The organism is Allobosea sp. LjRoot237 (assembly GCF_964253285.1).
In the GTDB taxonomy this organism is placed as follows: Bacteria; Pseudomonadota; Alphaproteobacteria; order Rhizobiales; family Beijerinckiaceae; genus Allobosea.
In genome coordinates this window covers 2,520,715-2,539,354 of sequence record NZ_CAXUQP020000001.1, presented here as the reverse complement: position 1 = coordinate 2,539,354, position 18,640 = coordinate 2,520,715, and the positions used below count along the sequence as shown (strand labels likewise).

The 18,640-nt window shown below is 66.7% G+C and carries 16 protein-coding genes and 1 tRNA gene; 8 read left to right on the top strand and 9 right to left on the bottom strand.

Annotated features, from left to right (window positions below; all coding sequences use genetic code 11):
- Positions 1-232 precede the first annotated feature (232 nt).
- From ACSQ24_RS12325 to ACSQ24_RS12315, 3 genes are all read left to right on the top strand, one after another.
- Positions 233-1,672: an MFS transporter gene (locus tag ACSQ24_RS12325; protein ID WP_436094954.1), complete on the top strand. Its 1,440-nt coding sequence runs from the start codon at positions 233-235 to the stop codon at positions 1,670-1,672.
- A 46-nt stretch (positions 1,673-1,718) separates the two neighbouring features.
- Complete coding sequence (gene recJ, locus ACSQ24_RS12320; RefSeq protein WP_436094953.1) at positions 1,719-3,521, top strand: single-stranded-DNA-specific exonuclease RecJ; 1,803 nt, start codon at positions 1,719-1,721, stop codon at positions 3,519-3,521.
- A gap of 94 nt (positions 3,522-3,615) precedes the next feature.
- Positions 3,616-3,690: transfer RNA gene (locus ACSQ24_RS12315), tRNA-Glu, on the top strand.
- Positions 3,691-3,784: 94 nt separating this feature from the next.
- Here ACSQ24_RS12315 and ACSQ24_RS12310 read toward each other — a convergent pair.
- Entirely contained in the window at positions 3,785-5,473 is a 1,689-nt protein-coding gene (locus ACSQ24_RS12310) for a hypothetical protein (RefSeq protein WP_436094952.1), read from the bottom strand.
- A 257-nt stretch (positions 5,474-5,730) separates the two neighbouring features.
- Here ACSQ24_RS12310 and ACSQ24_RS12305 point away from each other — a divergent pair, with 257 nt between their 5' ends.
- Positions 5,731-6,702: an AEC family transporter gene (locus ACSQ24_RS12305; protein WP_436094951.1), complete on the top strand. Its 972-nt coding sequence runs from the start codon at positions 5,731-5,733 to the stop codon at positions 6,700-6,702.
- A gap of 33 nt (positions 6,703-6,735) precedes the next feature.
- Positions 6,736-7,839, top strand: a complete 1,104-nt coding sequence (locus tag ACSQ24_RS12300) for a CaiB/BaiF CoA transferase family protein (RefSeq protein WP_436094950.1) — start codon at positions 6,736-6,738, stop codon at positions 7,837-7,839.
- Positions 7,840-7,842: 3 nt separating this feature from the next.
- On the opposite strand, the gene ACSQ24_RS12295 is transcribed toward ACSQ24_RS12300, so the two are convergent.
- The gene (locus ACSQ24_RS12295; RefSeq protein WP_436094949.1) at positions 7,843-9,015 is read right to left on the bottom strand and encodes a UbiH/UbiF family hydroxylase; all 1,173 of its coding nucleotides are present in this window, start codon (positions 9,013-9,015) and stop codon (positions 7,843-7,845) included.
- Between the two features lie 73 nt (positions 9,016-9,088).
- Complete coding sequence (locus ACSQ24_RS12290; protein ID WP_436094948.1) at positions 9,089-10,789, bottom strand: SulP family inorganic anion transporter; 1,701 nt, start codon at positions 10,787-10,789, stop codon at positions 9,089-9,091.
- Positions 10,790-10,917: 128 nt separating this feature from the next.
- On the opposite strand from ACSQ24_RS12290, the gene ACSQ24_RS12285 reads away from it, so the two are divergent.
- Positions 10,918-11,889 carry a quinone oxidoreductase family protein gene (locus ACSQ24_RS12285; RefSeq protein ID WP_436094947.1) on the top strand — a complete coding sequence of 324 codons (972 nt, stop codon included), beginning with the start codon at positions 10,918-10,920 and terminating at the stop codon, positions 11,887-11,889.
- Between the two features lie 153 nt (positions 11,890-12,042).
- A complete protein-coding gene (locus ACSQ24_RS12280) occupies positions 12,043-12,255 on the top strand; it encodes a hypothetical protein (protein WP_436094946.1) in 213 nt (70 codons plus the stop codon).
- Between the two features lie 12 nt (positions 12,256-12,267).
- Here ACSQ24_RS12280 and rimO read toward each other — a convergent pair whose 3' ends face one another.
- On the bottom strand, positions 12,268-13,587 hold the full coding sequence (gene rimO, locus ACSQ24_RS12275) for a 30S ribosomal protein S12 methylthiotransferase RimO (RefSeq protein ID WP_436094945.1): 1,320 nt from the start codon (positions 13,585-13,587) through the stop codon (positions 12,268-12,270).
- Positions 13,588-13,893: 306 nt separating this feature from the next.
- On the opposite strand from rimO, the gene ACSQ24_RS12270 reads away from it, so the two are divergent.
- The gene (locus ACSQ24_RS12270) at positions 13,894-14,349 is read left to right on the top strand and encodes a hypothetical protein (protein WP_436094944.1); all 456 of its coding nucleotides are present in this window, start codon (positions 13,894-13,896) and stop codon (positions 14,347-14,349) included.
- Between the two features lie 21 nt (positions 14,350-14,370).
- Here the strand turns inward: ACSQ24_RS12270 and ACSQ24_RS12265 are convergent, their stop codons facing one another.
- The 5 genes from ACSQ24_RS12265 to cysT all read right to left on the bottom strand — a co-directional run bounded on the left by ACSQ24_RS12265 (position 14,371) and on the right by cysT (position 18,640).
- Entirely contained in the window at positions 14,371-15,234 is an 864-nt protein-coding gene (locus ACSQ24_RS12265; RefSeq protein WP_436094943.1) for a sulfurtransferase, read from the bottom strand.
- Positions 15,231-15,668: an OsmC family protein gene (locus ACSQ24_RS12260; RefSeq protein ID WP_436094942.1), complete on the bottom strand. Its 438-nt coding sequence runs from the start codon at positions 15,666-15,668 to the stop codon at positions 15,231-15,233. Before ACSQ24_RS12260 ends, ACSQ24_RS12265 begins: the two co-directional genes overlap by 4 nt.
- Before the next feature lie 65 nt (positions 15,669-15,733).
- Positions 15,734-16,780, bottom strand: a complete 1,047-nt coding sequence (locus ACSQ24_RS12255) for a sulfate/molybdate ABC transporter ATP-binding protein (protein WP_436094941.1) — start codon at positions 16,778-16,780, stop codon at positions 15,734-15,736.
- Between the two features lie 128 nt (positions 16,781-16,908).
- The gene (gene cysW, locus ACSQ24_RS12250) at positions 16,909-17,802 is read right to left on the bottom strand and encodes a sulfate ABC transporter permease subunit CysW (protein WP_436094940.1); all 894 of its coding nucleotides are present in this window, start codon (positions 17,800-17,802) and stop codon (positions 16,909-16,911) included.
- Positions 17,795-18,640 (bottom strand): sulfate ABC transporter permease subunit CysT, encoded by an 846-nt coding sequence (cysT, locus tag ACSQ24_RS12245; RefSeq protein WP_436094939.1) that lies wholly within the window; start codon positions 18,638-18,640, stop codon positions 17,795-17,797. Before cysT ends, cysW begins: the two co-directional genes overlap by 8 nt.

The window sequence follows — 18,640 nt, the reverse complement described above, 5'->3', positions numbered from 1 at the left end:
CCTTCAACCTGCAGATAGGTAGCGCTCGACTAGAATGACCCGCTAAAAACGCATAACGGGGCCGCAATCACATCCTTGTGACGACGTAAGGGCAGGTCGGAATCCGGCTCAGCACGGCCCGCCCGCCATGCGCCAGACGCAACCCTCGTCACTGTGCTCCGATCCGCTCTCGCCAGCCGGATACACCCGCAGTAAAGGGCAGCAGGGCGGCCAAATCCGAAAGTCCGATTCCTTGCAGCGCGCCAAGCTCCTGCCTCTCATCGTTGCCTGCGCGCTGTTCATGGAGAACACCGATTCGACGGTGATCGCGACGTCGCTGCCGGTGATCGCCCAATCGCTCGGCGAGGACCCCATCGCCCTCAAGCTGGCGCTGACCTCCTATCTCGTCAGCCTCGCAGTGTTCATACCGATCTCCGGCTGGATGGCCGACAAGTTCGGGGCCCGCACCATCTTCCGCACTGCGCTCTGCATCTTCATGCTCGGCTCAGTGCTCTGCGCCTTCTCGAATTCGCTCGGAGCGTTCGTCGGCGCGCGCTTCATCCAAGGCATGGGTGGGGCGATGATGGTGCCGGTCGGCCGGCTCGTCATCCTGCGCAGTGTCGAGAAGTCGCAGATCGTCAGCGCGCTCGCCTATCTGACGGTCCCGGCGCTGGTCGGACCGGTCGTCGGACCGGTGGTCGGCGGCTTCATTACCACCTATTTCGACTGGCGCTGGATCTTCTTCATCAACATCCCGATCGGCCTGCTCGGCATCGCCTTGGCGACGATGTTCTTCGAGGACATCCGCGAGGAGGACGTCGCGCCGCTCGACATCACCGGCTTCCTTTTATCCTCCAGCGGCTTTGCCGCCTTGATGCTCGGCCTTGCCACCGGCGGACGCCACCTCGTGCCCGCCGCGGTCTCCTATGGCTGTGTCGCTTTCGGCATCGCGGCGCTGCTCCTCTACTGGTTTCACGCGCGCCGGCTGGCCTATCCGGTGCTCAACCTCGCGCTGCTGCGGATACCCACCTACCGGATCGGCGTGATCGGCGGCTCGGTCTTCCGCGTCGGCATCGGCGCCATACCGTTCCTTCTGCCGCTGATGCTGCAGCTCGGCTTCGGGCTCGATGCACTGCAGTCGGGCCTGATCACCTTCGCTTCGGCTGCCGGTGCGCTGATCATGAAGACGCTGGCGAAGACCATTCTCGCCCGCTTCGGCTTCCGGGGCGTGCTGACCTTCAACGCGCTGGTCGGCTCGGCTTTCCTGGCAGGCTCCGGCCTGTTCACGCCGGCGACACCGCATTGGCTGATGCTCGGCGTGCTGCTCGTTGGTGGCTGCTTTCGCTCGCTGCAGTTCACCGGCATCAATGCGCTGAGCTATGCCGACGTCTCGAACCGCGACATGTCGAGCGCGACCAGCCTCTCCAGCGTCGCCCAGCAATTGTCGCTCAGCCTCGGCGTCACCATCGGCGCCTTCGCGCTCGAGTCGGCCAATCTTCTCAATGGCGGCAAGGCGCTCGGCGCTGGCGATTTCTGGCCCGCTTTCGTCCTCGTTGGCCTGATTTCCGCCTCCTCGGTCTTCTGGATGATGCAGTTGAAGCCTGATGCCGGCGCCGAGGTCTCCGGCCATGCGCCGGTGAGCGCCCGCAAGGTCACCGCGCAGGCGATCGAGGACCAGAAGCCGCTCGAGTGATGCGCCAAGGATTGACGAGGCCGCGCCACTGCGCCAGCGGTGGCGCATGAACTCCGGCCAGAATCGCCTTTTCCTCGGTGTCGGACATTCGGCGCTTGGACGCCCATGGCGCGACCGGCTCGATTCCGCCGGCCTCGCACAGGCCGAGGCGCTGGCGCAGGTCGAGGGCGTGCCCGATACGCTGGCCCGCATCCTGGCCGGGCGCGGCGTCCTGTCGAGCGAAGCACTGCGTCATCTCGAGCCAAAATTGCGAGACCTCCTGCCGGACCCGTCGGTTCTGCGCGACATGGATCGTGCCGCCGAGCGGCTGGCGCAGGCGGCGATATCCGGCGAGAAGGTCGCGATCTTCGGCGACTACGACGTCGACGGCGCCTGCTCGGCGGCGCTGCTCGCCGGCTTCCTCGCCGAGGCGGGCGCGCGGCCGCGCATCCACATCCCCGACCGGCTGATCGAGGGCTATGGCCCGAACGCCGAGGCGATCACGATGCTGGCAGGCGAGGGGGCAACCCTGCTCGTCACTGTCGATTGCGGCACGACCAGCCATGAGCCCCTGCAGCAGGCGACACGGCTCGGGCTCGACACGGTGGTGCTCGACCACCACCAGGCGCCCGAACTGCTCCCCAGCGTTCAGGCGCTGGTCAATCCGAACCGGCAGGACGATCTCGCGGGCCTCGGCCATCTCTGCGCCGCCGGCGTTGTCTTCCTCACGCTCGTGGCGACGAATCGCGAATTGCGCCGGCGCGGCGCCTGGCAGGCGAGGGGAAGCGAGCCCGACCTGCTCGCAGCGCTTGACCTCGTCGGGCTCGCAACCATCGCCGATGTCGTGCCGCTCACTGGCCTCAATCGTGCCTTCGTGCGCCAGGGCATCACCATCATGCGCCTGCGCCAGCGGCCGGGGCTCGCGGCCCTACTCGATATCGCAGGCCTCGACGGTCCGGTGCAGCCCTGGCATCTCGGCTTCCTGCTCGGCCCGCGCATCAATGCCGGCGGACGCATCGGCGATGCCGCTCTTGGAGCCCGGCTACTTCTGACCCGCGACGAGGTCGAGGCGCGCACCATCGCCGCCGAGCTCAACCGACTCAATCAGGAACGGCAGGAGATCGAGCGGGCCGCGGTCGAGGAGGCGGTGGCCGAGGTCGAGCATCGTTTCGAGGATGCCGCCTCGCACCCGGTGCTGGTCGTCGGCTCGGCCGATTGGCACCCCGGCATCGTCGGGCTGATCGCAGGACGGTTGAAGGAGCGCTTCCGCCGGCCGGCCTTCGCCTTGGCACGTAATGGCGATGGCGGCGCGACCGGCTCCGGCCGCTCGATCGCCGGCGTCGATATCGGCGGAGCCGTGCGTCAGGCGGTCGAGACCGGTCTTGCGGTCAAGGGCGGCGGCCATGCGATGGCGGCCGGCGTCACGCTGGCGCAAGGGCAGGAGGCCCCCTTCGCAAGCTTCATCGGTGAACGGCTGGCCGCCGGCGTGGCGAATTCGCGCGAGGCCGAGGCGCTGCTGATCGATGCGGCGATCAGCGCCGGCGGCGCCAATCCGCGCCTGCTCGCCGAGATCGATCAGGCCGGGCCTTTCGGCGCCGGCTGTCCCGAGCCGGTCTTCGTGCTGCCGGCCCACCGGCTGACCGAGGTCATCGAAGTCGGCACGGGCGGGCATCTGCGCATCAAGCTGCGCTCAGGCGACGGCGCCACCATCGGCGGCATCGCCTTCCGCGCCGCGCGCGAGCCGCTCGGCCAGGCGCTGCTGGCGGCACGTGGCGAGAGCGTGCATCTTGCCGGCACGTTGACGCTGAATCGCTGGGGCGGCAGCGAGCGGGCGGAGCTGCGCGTCGTCGATCTGGCCCGGCCTGCCTGAGCCGTTGCGAAAAACCCTGACAGCGGGCTTGCCCAAGCTTCGCCGGGACACTATAGCTCGCCCCGCCTCGTTAGAGCGCTTCGCGCTCCGGCCTGCGGTCTTCGTCTATCGGTTAGGACACCAGCCTTTCACGCTGGGGAGACGGGTTCGACTCCCGTAGACCGCGCCACCCTCACTCAGAGCTGCAAACGTCAGAATCCACAGCGTTGGCGCCCGCAAACAGGCGTCATATTGCTATCGATTCGCACAGCTACGGGCCGCCTCTACTTCCGCAGATACATGTCCCAGCAGGGCGAGAGAGCCACGAGCTGGCGGCCTTCGAGAGCCTGGGCGTATTGCTTCCAGATCGCTGCGCGTTTGACCTCGACCGGGCATTTCGGCCGCATGATCGCGTCAATGTCGCGCAGGGCCTGCAGCATCTCGGCCGTGACCCGAGGATTGGTGCGCTCGGTGTCGATGCCGAGCGCGACGTGAAGCGGCGCGGCGCGACCGAGCAGGTGGTTGAACGGGCTGACGAAATCGAGCGCGAAGAAGCCGTTGAGCTGGCGACCATTGGTCGCCTCCCAGCGCTCGATCGCGTCGATGCCCTGCTGCACCTCGAGCAGCCAGGTCGCCTGATGATCGATCTCCGAGAACAGCGTAGCGGACGGAAGCAGGCCGCGACGGACGAGATCCTCATAGGCATCGTTGTATTTCGGGTAATGGTCGACCTGCGCGATCGCACGCTCGGCCAGCTCCGGCTTGAGGCTGACCCGGCCGAGCGGTCCGACATCCGGCACGTCCAGCGCCTGATAGCGCGGCGCAGCGATCACGGCCCGGGCGCCTCTCTCCAGAAAGTTCACGGCGCTCGGCAGCGACACGGCCATGACGAGCACCAGCACATAAGGCCGCAGGCGGTCGTCGGAGCGAGGATAATACGCCCTGAGGATCAGGATCAGGACCGGCCAGAGTCCGATGAATTCGAGCGATCCGCTGTTCTGGGTTTCGCCCAGGATCAAAGCAAAGAGGCTCGCGGTCAGCCAGCCGAGTGGCGACGCCAGAAAGCTCGCCAGCGAGTGCTTTTCGCGGCGGGCAGCGACGGCAAGCACGCCGAGCAGCATCAGGCAGGGCGCGATCACGTTGAACTTGATCGAGCCCAGCGTCAGGAAACGCCGCAGGAACGAAGCGGAGTTGAGCATGGCGAGGACGAGGACGTCCTCGACATAAGCGTAGACGACGCCGGTCGTGAGCTCGATCACGCCCAGGCAGGCTATGACAGCGCCGGCGGCGATCGCCGCGTCGCGAAAACGCAAGCGCCCGGCCAGAACCGCATAACCGACGAGAACGGCACCCGATACCGGCCCGGTGACCTTGACCAAGAACAGCGCCGCCATCAGCACCGCGACGAGCGTGGTCAGCAGGATCCGGCTCTCGACGAAGAGAAGCGCTGCCAGCAGAAGATAGAGCAGCAGGGCGACATGGCGGTTGTAATAACCGAAGCCATCGAAGCCGGGCGACGGATAGAGGCTGTGAAGATTGATCGGCAGCGAGGTCAGGAACAGCAGCGGTATCAGGATCGCCAGGGCCAGGCGACGCGACCGCGGGGCCACATCTCGGACGATCAACGCTGCAATCGGCAGCAGGACAGGCACGATCGCCCAGTTGGCAAGCAGGGCCGGCTGGGCCTGCGGGAAAAGCGCCTTGATGCCGGCGGTGAGATAGAATCCGAGCGGGCCGATCGACGTGAAGAAGTCGATATTGGGAATCTGCCCCTGCCAGATGCGCTGGGCGGCATCGAGGTAGATATCGGTGTCCCAGTAATTCGGCCCGAGCGGCAGGCGTATGGGAAGCGCGAGCCCGAGGATCACCAGCACGAGGAAAGACACTATCCAGAACGTCGGAGACATCACGAAATCGCGCCAGAACGCCCCGGTTGCCGGATTATCTGCCGCCGCCTGAGTGCTGGTTGTCATTGCCTGTTCCACGAGCCCTTCGCGGAACGTGGCAGAAATATGTTACCGATCGCTTCCACTGGATCGGAATTTTGCAATTCCCGGTTGTGCCGATGCTCGGGCGATCGGCTTGTCGGTATCGCGTTCTACTCCCGGTGCAGAGCGTGCCTCCGCTACCGGGTTCTCATGCGCTGACGGCCATCCTATAAGGCGGCGCCGTCGCCATCGGTCGGGCGAGAAACCGTCAGCGGCTCTCGCTCCGCCCCAAGGACCTTCGCATGGCCGACATCGCCAATCTGTTCAATCTCGTCGCGCCCTTCTTCGGCCTGATCCTGCTCGGCTTCCTCGTCGGCCGCTACAAGCGGCTGCCCGGGGAAGGGCTGGCCTGGATGCAGTTCTTCCTGATCTATGTGGCGCTGCCTTGCCTGTTCTATCGGCTGATCGCCGATAAGCCGTTGAACGAATTGACGAACTGGGGCTTCGTCGCCGTGACGACGCTCGCGACCTTCTGCGCCTTCGTGCTCTCCTTCGCACTTGGCTGGCGCCATAACCATGGCGACATGCCGCAGGCGGTGATGCAGGGCGTCGCCGGCTCCTACTCGAACATCGGCTATATGGGCCCGCCCTTGATCCTGGCCGCCCTCGGGCCGGTCGCCAGCGCGCCGGTCGTGCTGATCTTCGTCTTCGACAATCTCCTGCTGTTCTCGCTGATCCCGTTCCTGATGGCGCTGGCCGGCGTCGAGAAGCGTAGCCTCGCCGCAACGGCCCGCGAGGTGGCCTGGCGGGTTGTCAGCCATCCTTTCAATATCGCAACGGTCGTCGGCGTGCTCGCAGCCTTCCTGAAGCTCGAATTGCCGACCGCGCTCGACAAGATGACGCTCTGGCTCTCGCAGGCGGCCGCGCCCTGCGCGCTCTTCCTGCTCGGGGTCACAGTGGCCCTGCAGCCGATGCGGCGGATGCCGGGCGAATTGCCGGCGCTCGTCGCGATCAAGCTTCTGCTGCATCCTCTGCTGGTCTGGCTGCTGCTCTCGGCACTCGGCAATTTCTCGGCGCCCTGGGTCTACGCCGCCGTGATCATGGCGGCGCTGCCGCCGGCGCTGAACATCTTCGTCATCTCGACCCAATACCGCGTCGGTGTCGAGCGCGCCTCGGCCTGCATTCTCGTCGGTACCATCGTCTCGACGGTGACGCTGACGGGCTTCCTGTGGCTGGTGAAGACGGGCAGGATGCCGGCAGACCTCTTCCACTGATGGCCCGCACGGGCCAGCTTGCCCGGGCCATCGATGCAGCCGCTCTCCGATCTCCTCGTCCTCGACTTCTCGACGCTGCTGCCCGGGCCGATGGCGAGCCTCTTTCTCGCCGAGGCCGGCGCACGCGCGATCAGGATCGAGCGGCCGGACGGCGAGGACATGCGCCGCTTCCCGCCGCGCTTCGGCGAGACCTCCGCGCCCTTCGCCGCGCTCAACCGTGGCAAGCAGAGCCTCGCCATCGACCTCAAGGCGTCGGATGCGCTGGCGCGGCTGACACCGTTGATCAAGCAGGCTGACATCGTCATCGAGCAATTCCGGCCGGGCGTGATGGCCCGGCTCGGCTTCGGCTATGAGGCGCTGAAGGCACTCAATCCACGGCTGATCTATTGCTCGATCAGCGGCTACGGCCAGGATGGTCCGCGCGCCTTCGAGGCCGGCCACGACATCAACTACCAGGCGATCGGCGGGCTGCTGGGCCAGTCGCTCGCCCATGGCAGGCAACCACCCCTGCCGCCGACCTTGGTCGCCGACATCGCCGGCGGCGCCATGCCGGCGGTGATCAACATCCTCCTGGCGCTGCGCGAGCGCGACCGCTCCGGCCAAGGCTGCCATCTCGACATCGCCATGACCGATGCGATGCTCACCTTCGCCTGGTATGCGCTGGCACAGGGCCAAGCCTCCGGCCGCTATCCGGCCGGCGGGGAGGGGCTGCTGACCGGCGCCAGCCCGCGCTATGGCCTCCATGTGACGGCGGATGGCTGGTTCCTGGCCGTCGGCGCGATCGAAGAGAAGTTCTGGGTCAGCTTCTGCGAGGCTATCGGGCTCGATGCTGAGTTGCGTGACGACCAGCGCGACCCTGCGGCGACGCGCGCCGCCATTGCCGCGATCATCGCATCCCGGCCGGCAGAGCACTGGCGGGTAACGATCGAGCCGCTCGACTGCTGCTGCACCGTGGTCCGGACGCTCGACGAGGCGCTGGCCGATCCACATCTGACCGCGCGTGGTCTGCTCGACCGACAGGTGGAGGAACCGGGCGGAAAACGCATGGTCTCGACGCCGCTGCCGCTCGCGCCCGTCTTCCGCGACGCTGCGCCGGCACTACGGGCGAGCCCGCCGATCGGCGACTACGAAATCTGAGCCTCAGCCTGCGGCGGTGCCGCCCGCCAGCCCCTGCCGCATCACCAGCCGACGCAGCGGCGCGATCCGCGACAGCGCCAGCAGGCCGGCGCCGCGCATCAGGTCGGCCGGCATCAGGTCGGTCAGCAAGGTCCGGTTGAGCGCGTCGACCGCACCGGTGCGCAGGCGGACATCGGCCTGGCGCGAGCGGTCGTAAGCGGCGAGCGCCGCCTCGTCGCCGGGATCGTCAGTGCCGGCAACCGCATCGCGCAGCGCCACGACGTCGCGCAGACCGAGATTGAGCCCCTGCGCCCCGATCGGCGGAAAGACATGTGCGGCTTCGCCGATCAGCGCCATGCGCGCATCGGCGAAGCGGTCGACCGACAGCCCGCCCATCGGCACACGGCCGCGCGGGCCGGCGACCGTCATCGCGCCAAGGAGCGAGTGTGTCTGCCGCTCGACCGCGCGGGCGAAGGCGACATCGTCGAGCCCGGCAATGCGCTCGGCCTCGCCTGGTTCGAGCAGCCAGACCAGCGACGAGCGCCGGCCGGGCATCGGGACCAGCGTGCAGGGGCCGGAGCGGGTGTGGAACTCGGTCGAGGCATCGCGATGCTCGCGGCGGTGGCCGAGGATCGCGGTCAACGCCACCTGCGGATAGCTCCAGTCGCGCGCTGTGATCCCGGCAGCTTCGCGTACGCGCGACTTGCGACCATCGGCGCCGATGGCGAGCCGTGCTTCAACGGGCTCGAAACCGTCACCGGCCAATCTGACGGCGCCGGTGCCCGCCGAGATTTCCGTCACGGCGTGCGGGATCATGCGAATGCGCGGCTCAGCTTTCGCCTTGGCCGCCATCGCCTCGACCAGTGCTGCGTTCTCGATGTTCCAGCCGAAGGCCGGCAGGCCGAGCTCGGCCGCCTTGAACTCGACCGGCGGCTGCTTGAACAGGCTGCCGGTATCATCGACGAGGCGCATCACCGCGAGCGGCGCCGCCACCTCGTCGAGCGTCTCCGTCAGGCCGAGTGCCTCGAGCAGCCGCCAGGAACCGTCGAGCAGGGCGACGGTACGACCGTCGCGCGGGGCGCTCGCCTGCCCGAACAGCATCACCTCGCGGCCAGCAGCGGCGAGCGCGAGCGCCGCGGCAAGCCCAACAGCGCCAGCTCCGACGATGGCGATGTCGCAATGCTGCTCGTTCGTCATGGCCTTTCGGTAGCCGATGCCGACGCCGCTGGCGAGCGCACGCTTGCCGCAGCGCGTAATACCCGGCCTGTGTTCAACCCCACACCACGCCCTCGGATGGTCTTCGTTCGGTGTCTCGGAAAGTCACGAAGCGCTCGTCGATCCCCTCATGGCCGAGCACGGCCCGCACCTGCCGCCCAGCGCCGCGAATCTCGACCGCCGAGCCGTGGTGCAGCGCTTTGTCGATCACCGTCTTGAGTGAGACCGCCGCACTGGAATCGGCGAAGGGCACGCCGGAAAGGTCGAGCACAATGCGCTCGGGGAACGGCCCGACGCGGTCCAGCACCGTCGCGACATGGGTGCTGGCACCGAAGAAAAGCGGACCGGTGATCCTGTAGTGGAAAGCCTCGCCATTGCGCTTGCCGTTGCCGTTCGCTTGCGGCTCGTCCTCGCCGGCTTCGTCATAATCGACGAGCGCTGCATCCATGCCAGCCTCGACCGTGACGATGTTGGCCATGCGATGCATGAAGATCAGCGAGCCGAGCACGACGCCGACGCCGATCCCGACCATCAGGTCCTCGAACACCACCAAGAGGAAAGTCGCGAGCAGGACGAGCGAATCGGCACGCGAATGTCTCAGGATCGCGACGAAGGCGGCCTTCTCAGCCATATTCCAGGCGACCACGGCGAGCACACCAGCCAGCGCCGCGAGCGGAATGTGCGAGGCGAGCGGCGCTGCGACGAGCATGAACAGCAGCACGAACGCCGCGTGCAGCATGCCAGCGACCGGCGTGGCACCACCGGCGCGGATGTTCGTCGCCGTGCGAGCGATCGTACCAGTAACGCAGATGCCGCCAAACAGAGGCGAGCCGATATTGGCGACGCCCTGCGCGACCAACTCCATGTTCGAACGGTGCCGTCGCCCGCTCATCCCGTCCGCGACCACAGCCGAAAGCAGCGATTCAATGCCGCCCAGCACGGCGATTGACAGCGCCGCCGGCAGCACCGCGACCAGCTTGTCGAGGCTGAAGGCGGGGAGCTGCGGAGCGGGCAGGGCGCGCGGAATGCCGCCGAAGCGACTGCCGATCGTCTCGACCGGCAAATGCAGCAGGAAGGTCGCGGCGGCCGCGAGCGCAACCGCAATCAGGAGGCCGGGCCAGCCCGGCCGCCAGCGCCTCAGGCCCAGGATCGTCGCGATGGTCAAGGCCGAAAGGCCGAGTGCCGCCGGGTTGAGCGTGCCGAGCGCGGCCGTGAGCGCCTGCAGCTTCGGGATCAACGCCGCCGGCTCCTTGCCGGGCAGCGTCAGCCCGAAGAGATCGCGAATCTGGCTGGCGAAGATGATGATCGCGATGCCGGTGGTGAAGCCGACCAGAACCGGATGCGGGATGTATTTGATGTAGGTGCCGAGCCGCAGCAGCCCGACCGCGATCAGAATCGCGCCGGCCAGCATGGTCGCGAGCAGGAGCCCGTCGAAGCCATGCTGGTCGATCGTCGCCGCGATCAGGACGATGAAGGCCCCCGCCGGCCCGCCGATCTGGTGACGGCTGCCGCTCAGCGCCGAGACGAGGAAGCCACCGACGATCGCCGTGAACAACCCGGCTGCCGGTGTGGCCCCGCTGGCGATGGCGATCGCCATCGAGAGCGGCAGCGCGACGATCGCGACGGTCAGCCCCGAAAGCGCATCGGCCCGTAGCCTCGATAGTCCATAACCCTCTCGGAGGGCCGAGATGAGCTTGGGGGTGAAAGCCTCGCGCAGGACCGGATGGCTGCCGAGCTGGGCGCCTTGGCTGTTCATCTCAGAGACCGATCATGCAGTTCTGCCAGACCGACTCGGCGTTTGCGCGGGTCTGATGTGCAGTGCAGCCGTTGCGCCGGAGGAAGGCAAGTCCCTATCGTCGTTCCCATCGACAGCAGGAGATCGCCATGGCGAAAGCTATCCGCATACACAAGACCGGTGGGCCCGAAGTCCTGCAACTGGAGGAGATCAGCCTGCCTGCTCCGGGGCCGGGTGAGATCCTGATCCGCAACCGCGCCATCGGGCTGAACTTCATCGATACCTATTTCCGCACCGGGCTCTATCCGGCGCCGCTGCCGTTCACGCTCGGCAATGAATCGGCCGGTGACGTGCTCGCAGTCGGCCCGGGCGTCACAGAGTTCAAGCCCGGGGATCGCATCGCCGTCGTCGCCGCGCACGGCGCCTATGCCGAGGAGCGCATCGTTCCGGCGTCGGCGGTGGTCGCGCTGCCCGAAAACGTCTCCTATGAGGCGGCCGCCAGCATGATGCTCAAGGGGCTGACCGCCGAATACCTGCTCCACCGCACCTATAAGGTGAAGCCGGGCGATACGATCCTCGTCCACGCCGCGGCCGGCGGGACCGGTTCGATCCTCTGCCAATGGGGCAAGGCGCTCGGCGCGACCGTGATCGGCACGGTCGGCAGCAAGGAGAAGGCCGAGCTCGCCAAGGCGAACGGCGCCGACCATGTCATCCTCTACCGCGACGAGAACGTCGCGGCCCGCGTCAAGGACATCACCGGCGGCCAGCTCTGCGACGTCGTCTATGACGGCGTCGGCAAGGACACCTTCATGGCCTCGCTCGATTCACTGAAGCCTTTCGGCCTGCTGGCGAGCTTCGGCAATGCCTCGGGCGCGGTCGAGGCCTTCAACCTCGGCATCCTCTCGGCGAAGGGCTCCCTTTACGTCACCCGCCCGACGATGAACACGCACACGGCCAAGCGCGAGACCCTGGTCGCGATGGCGAAGAACCTGTTCGAGGCCGTCGGCTCCGGCAAGGTCAGCGTCGCGATCAACGCGCGTTTCGCGCTGAAGGATGCCGCCGATGCCCATCGCGCGCTGGAAGGGCGCGGCACCACCGGCTCGACCGTGATCGTGCCGTAGACCGAGTAGTTCTAACAGCACATCTGGCGGCCGCCTCTCGGGGCGGCCGTTTCCGTTGCGGCAAGAAAAATCGAAAGTTTCGAAACCTCAAAGCGAAAGCGCGCCTGGAGCCGGCAAAGCAGGGCCAACAACAAGAACTTTGGTCCTTACGTCATGTCCCCGTTCCTGCGCCGCACCGGCTTCATCCTCTCCTTCGTCATCGTCGCGATGACGCTCCATGCGCAGCTCAGCGCCCGCCCGACCGTCCAGCTCGCGACCCATATCAGCGATGCGCAGGCCGTCTTCGAGAAGCCGGCGCGCGCGCGCGTCGGCCGCGTCACGCAGTTGCGCAACGTGTCGCGGCCTGTGCCCGTCGTTCTTGCGTAAGCCGAAGCCGACTCAGACCGCAATGCCGTGCAGGTCATAGGCGTCGGCACGCTCGATCTTCACCGTGACGATATCGCCCGGCCGCAGCGGCCGGCGGCTCGACACATAGACGTTGCCGTCGATCTCCGGCGCATCCCATTTCGAGCGGCCCTTGGCGACGGTCGGACCGGCCTCGTCGATGATCACCGGAATGCGCTTGCCGACACGCGCCTTGACGATGCGGGCCGAAACTTCGGCCTGCGTCTTCATGAAGCGATGCCAACGCGCCTCCTTCTCGTCCTCCGCGACCAGCGGCAGCCCAAGATCATTGGCGGTTGCGCCCTTGACCGGCTCATATTTGAAGCAGCCGACGCGCTCGAGCTTCGCTTCCTTCAGCCAGTCGAGCAGGAAATCAACATCGTCTTCGGTCTCGCCAGGGAAGCCGACGATGAAGGTCGAGCGGATGGCGAGGTCCGGGCAGATCTCGCGCCACTTCCGGATCCGCTCCAGCGTCTTCTCGTGATGGGCGGGTCGCCGCATCGCTTTCAGCACGCTTGGCGAGGCATGCTGGAACGGGATGTCGAGATAGGGCAGCACATGCCCTTCCGCCATCAGCGGGATGACCTCGTCGACATGCGGATACGGGTAGACATAGTGCATCCGGACCCAGACGCCCATCTGGCCGAGCTCGCGCGCCAATTCGAAGAAGCGGGTGCGGACCTCGCGATCCTTCCACATCGAGGGCGCATACTTGATGTCGAGCCCATAGGCGCTGGTGTCCTGCGAGATCACCAGCAGCTCCTTGACGCCGGCCTTGACCAGCTTCTCGGCCTCGCGCAGCACCTCGCCGATCGGCCGCGAGACCAGGTCACCGCGCAGCTTGGGAATAATGCAGAAGCTGCAGCGATTATTGCAACCCTCTGAAATCTTGAGATAAGCGTAGTGCCGCGGCGTCAGCTTGATGCCCTGATCCGGGACGAGATCGAGGAAGGGATCGTGCATGGGCGGCACGGCCTGATGCACGGCCGAGACGACGCTCTCATAGGCTTGCGGCCCGGTGATCGCGAGCAGGTTCGGGAAGGCGTCGCGGATCTGCTCGGGCTCGGCGCCCATGCAGCCCGTGACGATGACCTTGCCGTTCTCGGCCATCGCCGAGCCGATCGCCTCGAGCGATTCCTGCTTGGCGCTGTCGAGGAAACCGCAGGTGTTGACGATGACGAGGTCGGCGCCCGCATGGCTCTTGCTGAGCTCGTACCCCTCGGAGCGCAGCGAGGTGATGATGCGTTCGGAATCGACCAGCGCCTTGGGGCAGCCAAGAGACACGAACGAGATTTTCGGCGCGACGGCATTCATCGGCGGCAGAACTCAAGAACGGAGAAAGGGAAGGGCGCGGCAAGGCCGGCGCGTTGGCGCTTCCTTTGATCCTTTTTGGACGAATTTGCAAATGCGCAGCCCTCAAGGTGGCTCTGCCGAGGGCCCGGCTCATATCTCGACCGCTCGGCAATCCGAAATTCTCGGCCATCGCGCGAAAAGCACTGAAATCGCGACAAATCCAAATCATCCTTCCGGCGAATCCTGCCTGATTGGCCTGCCAGAAGAAGCCTAACGCCCAAGCGCAGCGGCAGGAGCCGTTGTGCAATCCCGATCAGGAGGCTGGCTATGGCTACGATGTTCTCATTCAGATCGCGCGCGACGCTGCTGGCGCTTTGCGTGTGTGCACCTCTCGCTTCGGCCTTCGCCGAGGGCGGTGGCGGTGGCGGAGATGGCGGCGGCAGCGACCGTTGGGCGCAGCCTCAGATCTTCGCCCGTCCGCCGGTGCCCGCCCGGGACGCGCGGCCCTATGCCGAGACGAGGCTGCCGGACGGAACCCGCATCCGCTCGACCGGGCTCGGCCTCGGCAATCACCGGGTTACCACGACGACGCCGGACGGCGTCCGCGTTTCCGGCAATAGGCCACGCCGGGCCTTCAACAAGCCCAACGGCAACAAGACCGTCTTCAATCGGGAAACCGGGATCACCAGTACCTACACAACCAACCCGGACGGCTCGCGCACGGGCGTTCATGTCGATCGCTGGGGCAACCGCTCGGTTTCAACGAGCTGGCCGCGCAATTGAGACCGCCCCGCCCGGAGCTGCTCAGGCAGCTCCGGGCGCGACCGGCCGGTCCGGATCCTGAGTCCAGTCGGTCATCGAGCCGTCATAGAGCGAAACCTCGTCGCGGCCGAGCAGCTCGGACATGACGAACCAGTTCAGCGACGCCGTATGACCGGTGTTGCAATAGGAGATCGCCGGCCCCCTTGGCACTGGACCATACAGGGCGGAGAGGTCGCCGGCCGGCTTGAAGCCCCCCGTCGCCGGGTCGAACGCCGCTGCATAGTCGCGCGAGACAGCGCCGGGGATGTGGCCGGCACGTGTCGCTTCCGCCGCCTTCTCCTTGCCGTCGAAATAGCTCGACGAGCGTGCGTCGACGAGCGTCGCCAGCTTGCTGCGCGAGGCGACGAGTGTGGCGTCGGCGGTGCTGCGCAGCTTCTGCTGCACCACGACCGGATAAGGTGGTGCTGAGCGGGGCTTGGACGGTCCGGTCTCGATCGGAATCCTCGGGGAGGTCTGCCAGCCCTTGAATCCGCCATCGAGGATGGCCTGCTGGCCATGGCCGATCAGCTTCAGCGTCCAGTAGACGCGGGTGGCGGCTGCAAGGTCGCTGGCAGTGAGCCCGGCCGGCACGATCACGACCTCGCTCGGCGGGATGATGCCGAGGCGCCCCGCCAGTTCGGCGAGATGGTCGAGCGGCGGCAGCATGCCGGGCGCATTGCCGACCTTTGCGCGCCAGCCATCGGCTGCGTAGTCGCTGTGCACGGCGCCGGGGATGTGGCCGGCCTCGAAGGCCTGGCGCCCGCCCTCGGCGGCGGCGCGAATGTCGATGATGACGAGACCGGGTGAGCCCAGCGCATCGGCCAGGGCTTTGGGCGATACCAGTCCCGAGGTCGGGATATCCGTCATTCCGCGGCCTCCTGTTGCAGTTCGTCGACCACAACGAGCGAAGTGGTCATCTCGGCGGTTGCCCCCAGCATGATCGAAGCGGAACAGTATTTTTCCTTCGACAATGTGACGGCGCGCTCGGCCTTGGCCTGCGACAGGCCGCGGCCGCTGACACGATAGGCGATGTGGATCCTGGTGAAGACCTTCGGATCCTCGTTCGCCCGCTCGGCCTCGACCTCGACGTCGCAACCGGTCACAGATTCGCGGCCCTTCTTCAGGATCTGAACCACGTCGAAACCGGTGCAGCCAGCAAGCCCTATCAGCAGCATCTCCATCGGCCGGATGCCAATATTGCGGCCACCATATTCAGGCGCGCCATCCATCATCACGGCATGGCCGCTGCTGGCTTCGCCCATGAAGGCCATGCCCTCGACCCAGCGTGCCCGTGCCTTCATCGCGCTCTCCTCCGTTCGTTCTGCCTTAGGGATAACCCGCCAGACAGGCAGAGGCGAGGGCGGCTTCAAGCCGCAGCGAAGAGGTTGCCATGCGTGATGCGCAGCCGGATGCGCTCGCCGATCGCCGGGGCGACCTGACTGGCGAGATCGACGTCGAGCCGCTTCGGCAACCCATCGACGGCGACCTCGGCGCGGCGCAGTGGGCCGTTGCGGCGCAGATGCTCGACCACGCCCGGCAGAGCGAGCGGCGCGTCGTCGACGATACGCAGATGCTGCGGCCGGACATAAAGCGAGGCCGGACCACCCAGGTTCTGGCGCAGGCCGCCGAGAACAGGGCGGTCCTGGAAGAAGGCCTGGCTGCCGACGACCTTGACCGGAAGATGGTTGGCGTCGCCGAGGAACTGGCAGACGAAGGGCGTTGCCGGGTGGTCGTAGACATCGTCCGGCGAGCCGACCTGCTCGAGCCTGCCGTCGTGGAGGATCGCGACCCGGTCGGCCAGTTCCAGCGCCTCCTCCTGATCGTGGGTGACGAAGACGGTGGTGTGGCCCGTATGACGGTGCAGCTCACGCAGCCAGGCGCGCAGATCCTTGCGGACCTTGGCGTCGAGCGCGCCGAAGGGCTCGTCGAGCAGCAGGACGCGCGGCTCGATCGCGAGCGCTCGGGCGAGCGCGATGCGCTGGCGTTGGCCGCCGGAGAGCTGGCTCGGATAGCGCTTCTCCAACCCCGGCAGCTGGATCAGTTCGAGCAGGTCGGTGACGCGCTTCCTGATTTCCGTGGGGCTCGGCCGTTCGGCGCGCGGCCGCGATTTCAGCCCGAACGCGATGTTCTCGCCGACGCTCATCGTCTTGAACAGCGCATAGTGCTGGAAGACGAAGCCGATCCGGCGCTCGCGTAGGCTGAGCTCGCGGGTGTCGGTTTCGCCGAACAGCACGCGGCCGCGCTCGGCCTGTTCCAGCCCGGCGATCACCCGCAGCAAGGTCGTCTTGCCCGAGCCCGACGGACCGAGCAGGGCGACAAGCTCGCCCGGCTGGATATCGAGCGAGACGCCACGCAAGGCGGGGAAGTTCTGGAAGCGTTTCTCGACGCTTTCGATGGTGACGGCGACCGACATGGGCTTATCCAGTCTTTGAGCCCGTTCCGATCGGCATGCGATGCAAGCTGATCGGCAAAACGGTCTCAATCTTTAAGTTCAGAGGCGGATTCACCGGTCAGATTGGTTCAATCTGACCGGATCCGGCTCTAGTGACGACGACTGGCGGCGATCGCGTCGGCGAAGCGCCATTCCAGCACGGTTTTCAGGACGAGCGTGACGAGGGCGAGGCCGGCCAGCAGCGAGGCGACGGCGAAGGCAGCGGCGCCCATGTACTCATTGTAGAGGATCTCGACATGCAGCGGCATGGTGTTGGTCAGGCCGCGGATCTTGCCGGAGACGACGGCGACGGCGCCGAACTCGCCCATGGCTCGGGCGTTGCAGAGCAACACGCCGTAGAACAGGCTCCACTTCACATTCGGCAGCGTCACCGTGAAGAAGGTGCGCCAACCGGAGGCCCCCAGCGTCAACGCCGTCTCCTCATCGGCCGAGCCGAGTGACTGCATGTGCGGGATCAGTTCGCGCGCGACGAAGGGGAAGGTGACGAAGATCGTCGCCAGCAGGATGCCCGGCACGGCGAAGACGATCTTGATGTCGTTTGCCGCGAGCCATGGCCCGAAATAGCCCTGGGCGCCAAAGAGCAGGACGAAGACCAGGCCCGAGATCACCGGCGAGACCGAGAAGGGCAGGTCGATGAAGCTGGTCAGCAGGCTCTTGCCGCGGAACTCGAACTTGGCGATCGCCCAGGCGGCGGCGAGGCCTATGATCACATTGAACGGCACAGCGATCGCTGCGACGAACAGAGTCAATCGGATCGCCGCCAACGCGTCGGGCTCGAGGATGGCCTCGCGATAGGCCTGCCAGCCGCGCGCGCCCGCCTCGACGAAGACCGAGATCAGCGGCAGGAACAGGAAGAGGCAGAGGAAGGCGAGCGAGACGGCGACCAATACGAACTGGACGATGCGGGACTCGCCCGAGACGCGGCGCGCCGCGCGCGCCGGAGCAAGATCCTCGATCTGATAGGGCAAGCTGGCGTCAGACATCGCCGAACCTCCTGCGTGCGCTCGCCTGGATCAGGTTGACCAGCAGGATCAGGGCGAAGGAGAGCAGCAGCATGATCGTCGCAACCACGGCGGCCCCGGCATAGTCGAACTGCTCCAGCCGGATCACGATCAAGAGCGGCGCGATCTCGGAGACCATCGGCACATTGCCTGCGATGAAGATCACCGAACCGTACTCGCCGACGGCGCGCGCGAAGGCCAGCACGAACCCGGTCAGCAGCGCCGGCAGCACCGGCGGCAGCAGCACGGTGAAGACGGTGCGCCAGCGGCTGGCGCCGAGCAGTGCCGCGGCCTCCTCGATATCGGCCGGCAGCTCTTCCAGCACCGGCTGGATCGTGCGGACGACGAAGGGCAGGCCGATGAAGATCAGCGCTACCATCACGCCGAGTGGCGTATAGGCGACCTTGATGTTGTAGGGGGCGAGCAGGCCGCCAACCCAGCCATTTGGTGCATAGATCGCCGCGAGCGCGATGCCGGCGACCGCAGTCGGCAAGGCGAAGGGCAGGTCAACCGCCGCATCGATCAGGCGCTTGCCCGGAAAATCATAGCGGACGAGCACCCAGGCGAGGATCAGCCCGAAGACGGCGTTGACCGCCGCGGCAAAGAGCGCCCCGAGGAAGGAGAGCTTCAGCGCAGCCAGCGTACGCGGCGAGGTCGCCACAGCCCAGATATCGGCCGGACCGGCACTCGCCGCCTTGAGGAACAAGGCGGCGAGCGGGATCAGCACGATCAGCGACAGCGCCGTCACCGTTATGCCCAGCGCCAAGCCAAAGCCCGGCAGGATGCTGGGCTCGCGCCAGCGGAAGACTGTCGCCGTCAT

What these genes read in the sequence shown, in the direction of transcription:
- ACSQ24_RS12305 (WP_436094951.1), top strand. Translation starts at nt 5,731, where the DNA reads ATGGCCGACATCGCCAATCTGTTCAATCTCGTCGCGCCCTTCTTCGGC.
- ACSQ24_RS12255 (WP_436094941.1), bottom strand. Translation starts at nt 16,780, where the DNA reads ATGTCGGTCGCCGTCACCATCGAAAGCGTCGAGAAACGCTTCCAGAAC.
- rimO (WP_436094945.1), bottom strand. Translation starts at nt 13,587, where the DNA reads ATGAATGCCGTCGCGCCGAAAATCTCGTTCGTGTCTCTTGGCTGCCCC.
- recJ (WP_436094953.1), top strand. Translation starts at nt 1,719, where the DNA reads ATGAACTCCGGCCAGAATCGCCTTTTCCTCGGTGTCGGACATTCGGCG.
- ACSQ24_RS12280 (WP_436094946.1), top strand. Translation starts at nt 12,043, where the DNA reads ATGTCCCCGTTCCTGCGCCGCACCGGCTTCATCCTCTCCTTCGTCATC.
- ACSQ24_RS12265 (WP_436094943.1), bottom strand. Translation starts at nt 15,234, where the DNA reads ATGACGGATATCCCGACCTCGGGACTGGTATCGCCCAAAGCCCTGGCC.
- ACSQ24_RS12260 (WP_436094942.1), bottom strand. Translation starts at nt 15,668, where the DNA reads ATGAAGGCACGGGCACGCTGGGTCGAGGGCATGGCCTTCATGGGCGAA.
- ACSQ24_RS12270 (WP_436094944.1), top strand. Translation starts at nt 13,894, where the DNA reads ATGGCTACGATGTTCTCATTCAGATCGCGCGCGACGCTGCTGGCGCTT.
- ACSQ24_RS12295 (WP_436094949.1), bottom strand. Translation starts at nt 9,015, where the DNA reads ATGACGAACGAGCAGCATTGCGACATCGCCATCGTCGGAGCTGGCGCT.
- ACSQ24_RS12285 (WP_436094947.1), top strand. Translation starts at nt 10,918, where the DNA reads ATGGCGAAAGCTATCCGCATACACAAGACCGGTGGGCCCGAAGTCCTG.
- ACSQ24_RS12310 (WP_436094952.1), bottom strand. Translation starts at nt 5,473, where the DNA reads ATGACAACCAGCACTCAGGCGGCGGCAGATAATCCGGCAACCGGGGCG.
- ACSQ24_RS12300 (WP_436094950.1), top strand. Translation starts at nt 6,736, where the DNA reads ATGCAGCCGCTCTCCGATCTCCTCGTCCTCGACTTCTCGACGCTGCTG.
- cysT (WP_436094939.1), bottom strand. Translation starts at nt 18,640, where the DNA reads ATGACGGCGACAGTCTTCCGCTGGCGCGAGCCCAGCATCCTGCCGGGC.
- cysW (WP_436094940.1), bottom strand. Translation starts at nt 17,802, where the DNA reads ATGTCTGACGCCAGCTTGCCCTATCAGATCGAGGATCTTGCTCCGGCG.
- ACSQ24_RS12290 (WP_436094948.1), bottom strand. Translation starts at nt 10,789, where the DNA reads ATGAACAGCCAAGGCGCCCAGCTCGGCAGCCATCCGGTCCTGCGCGAG.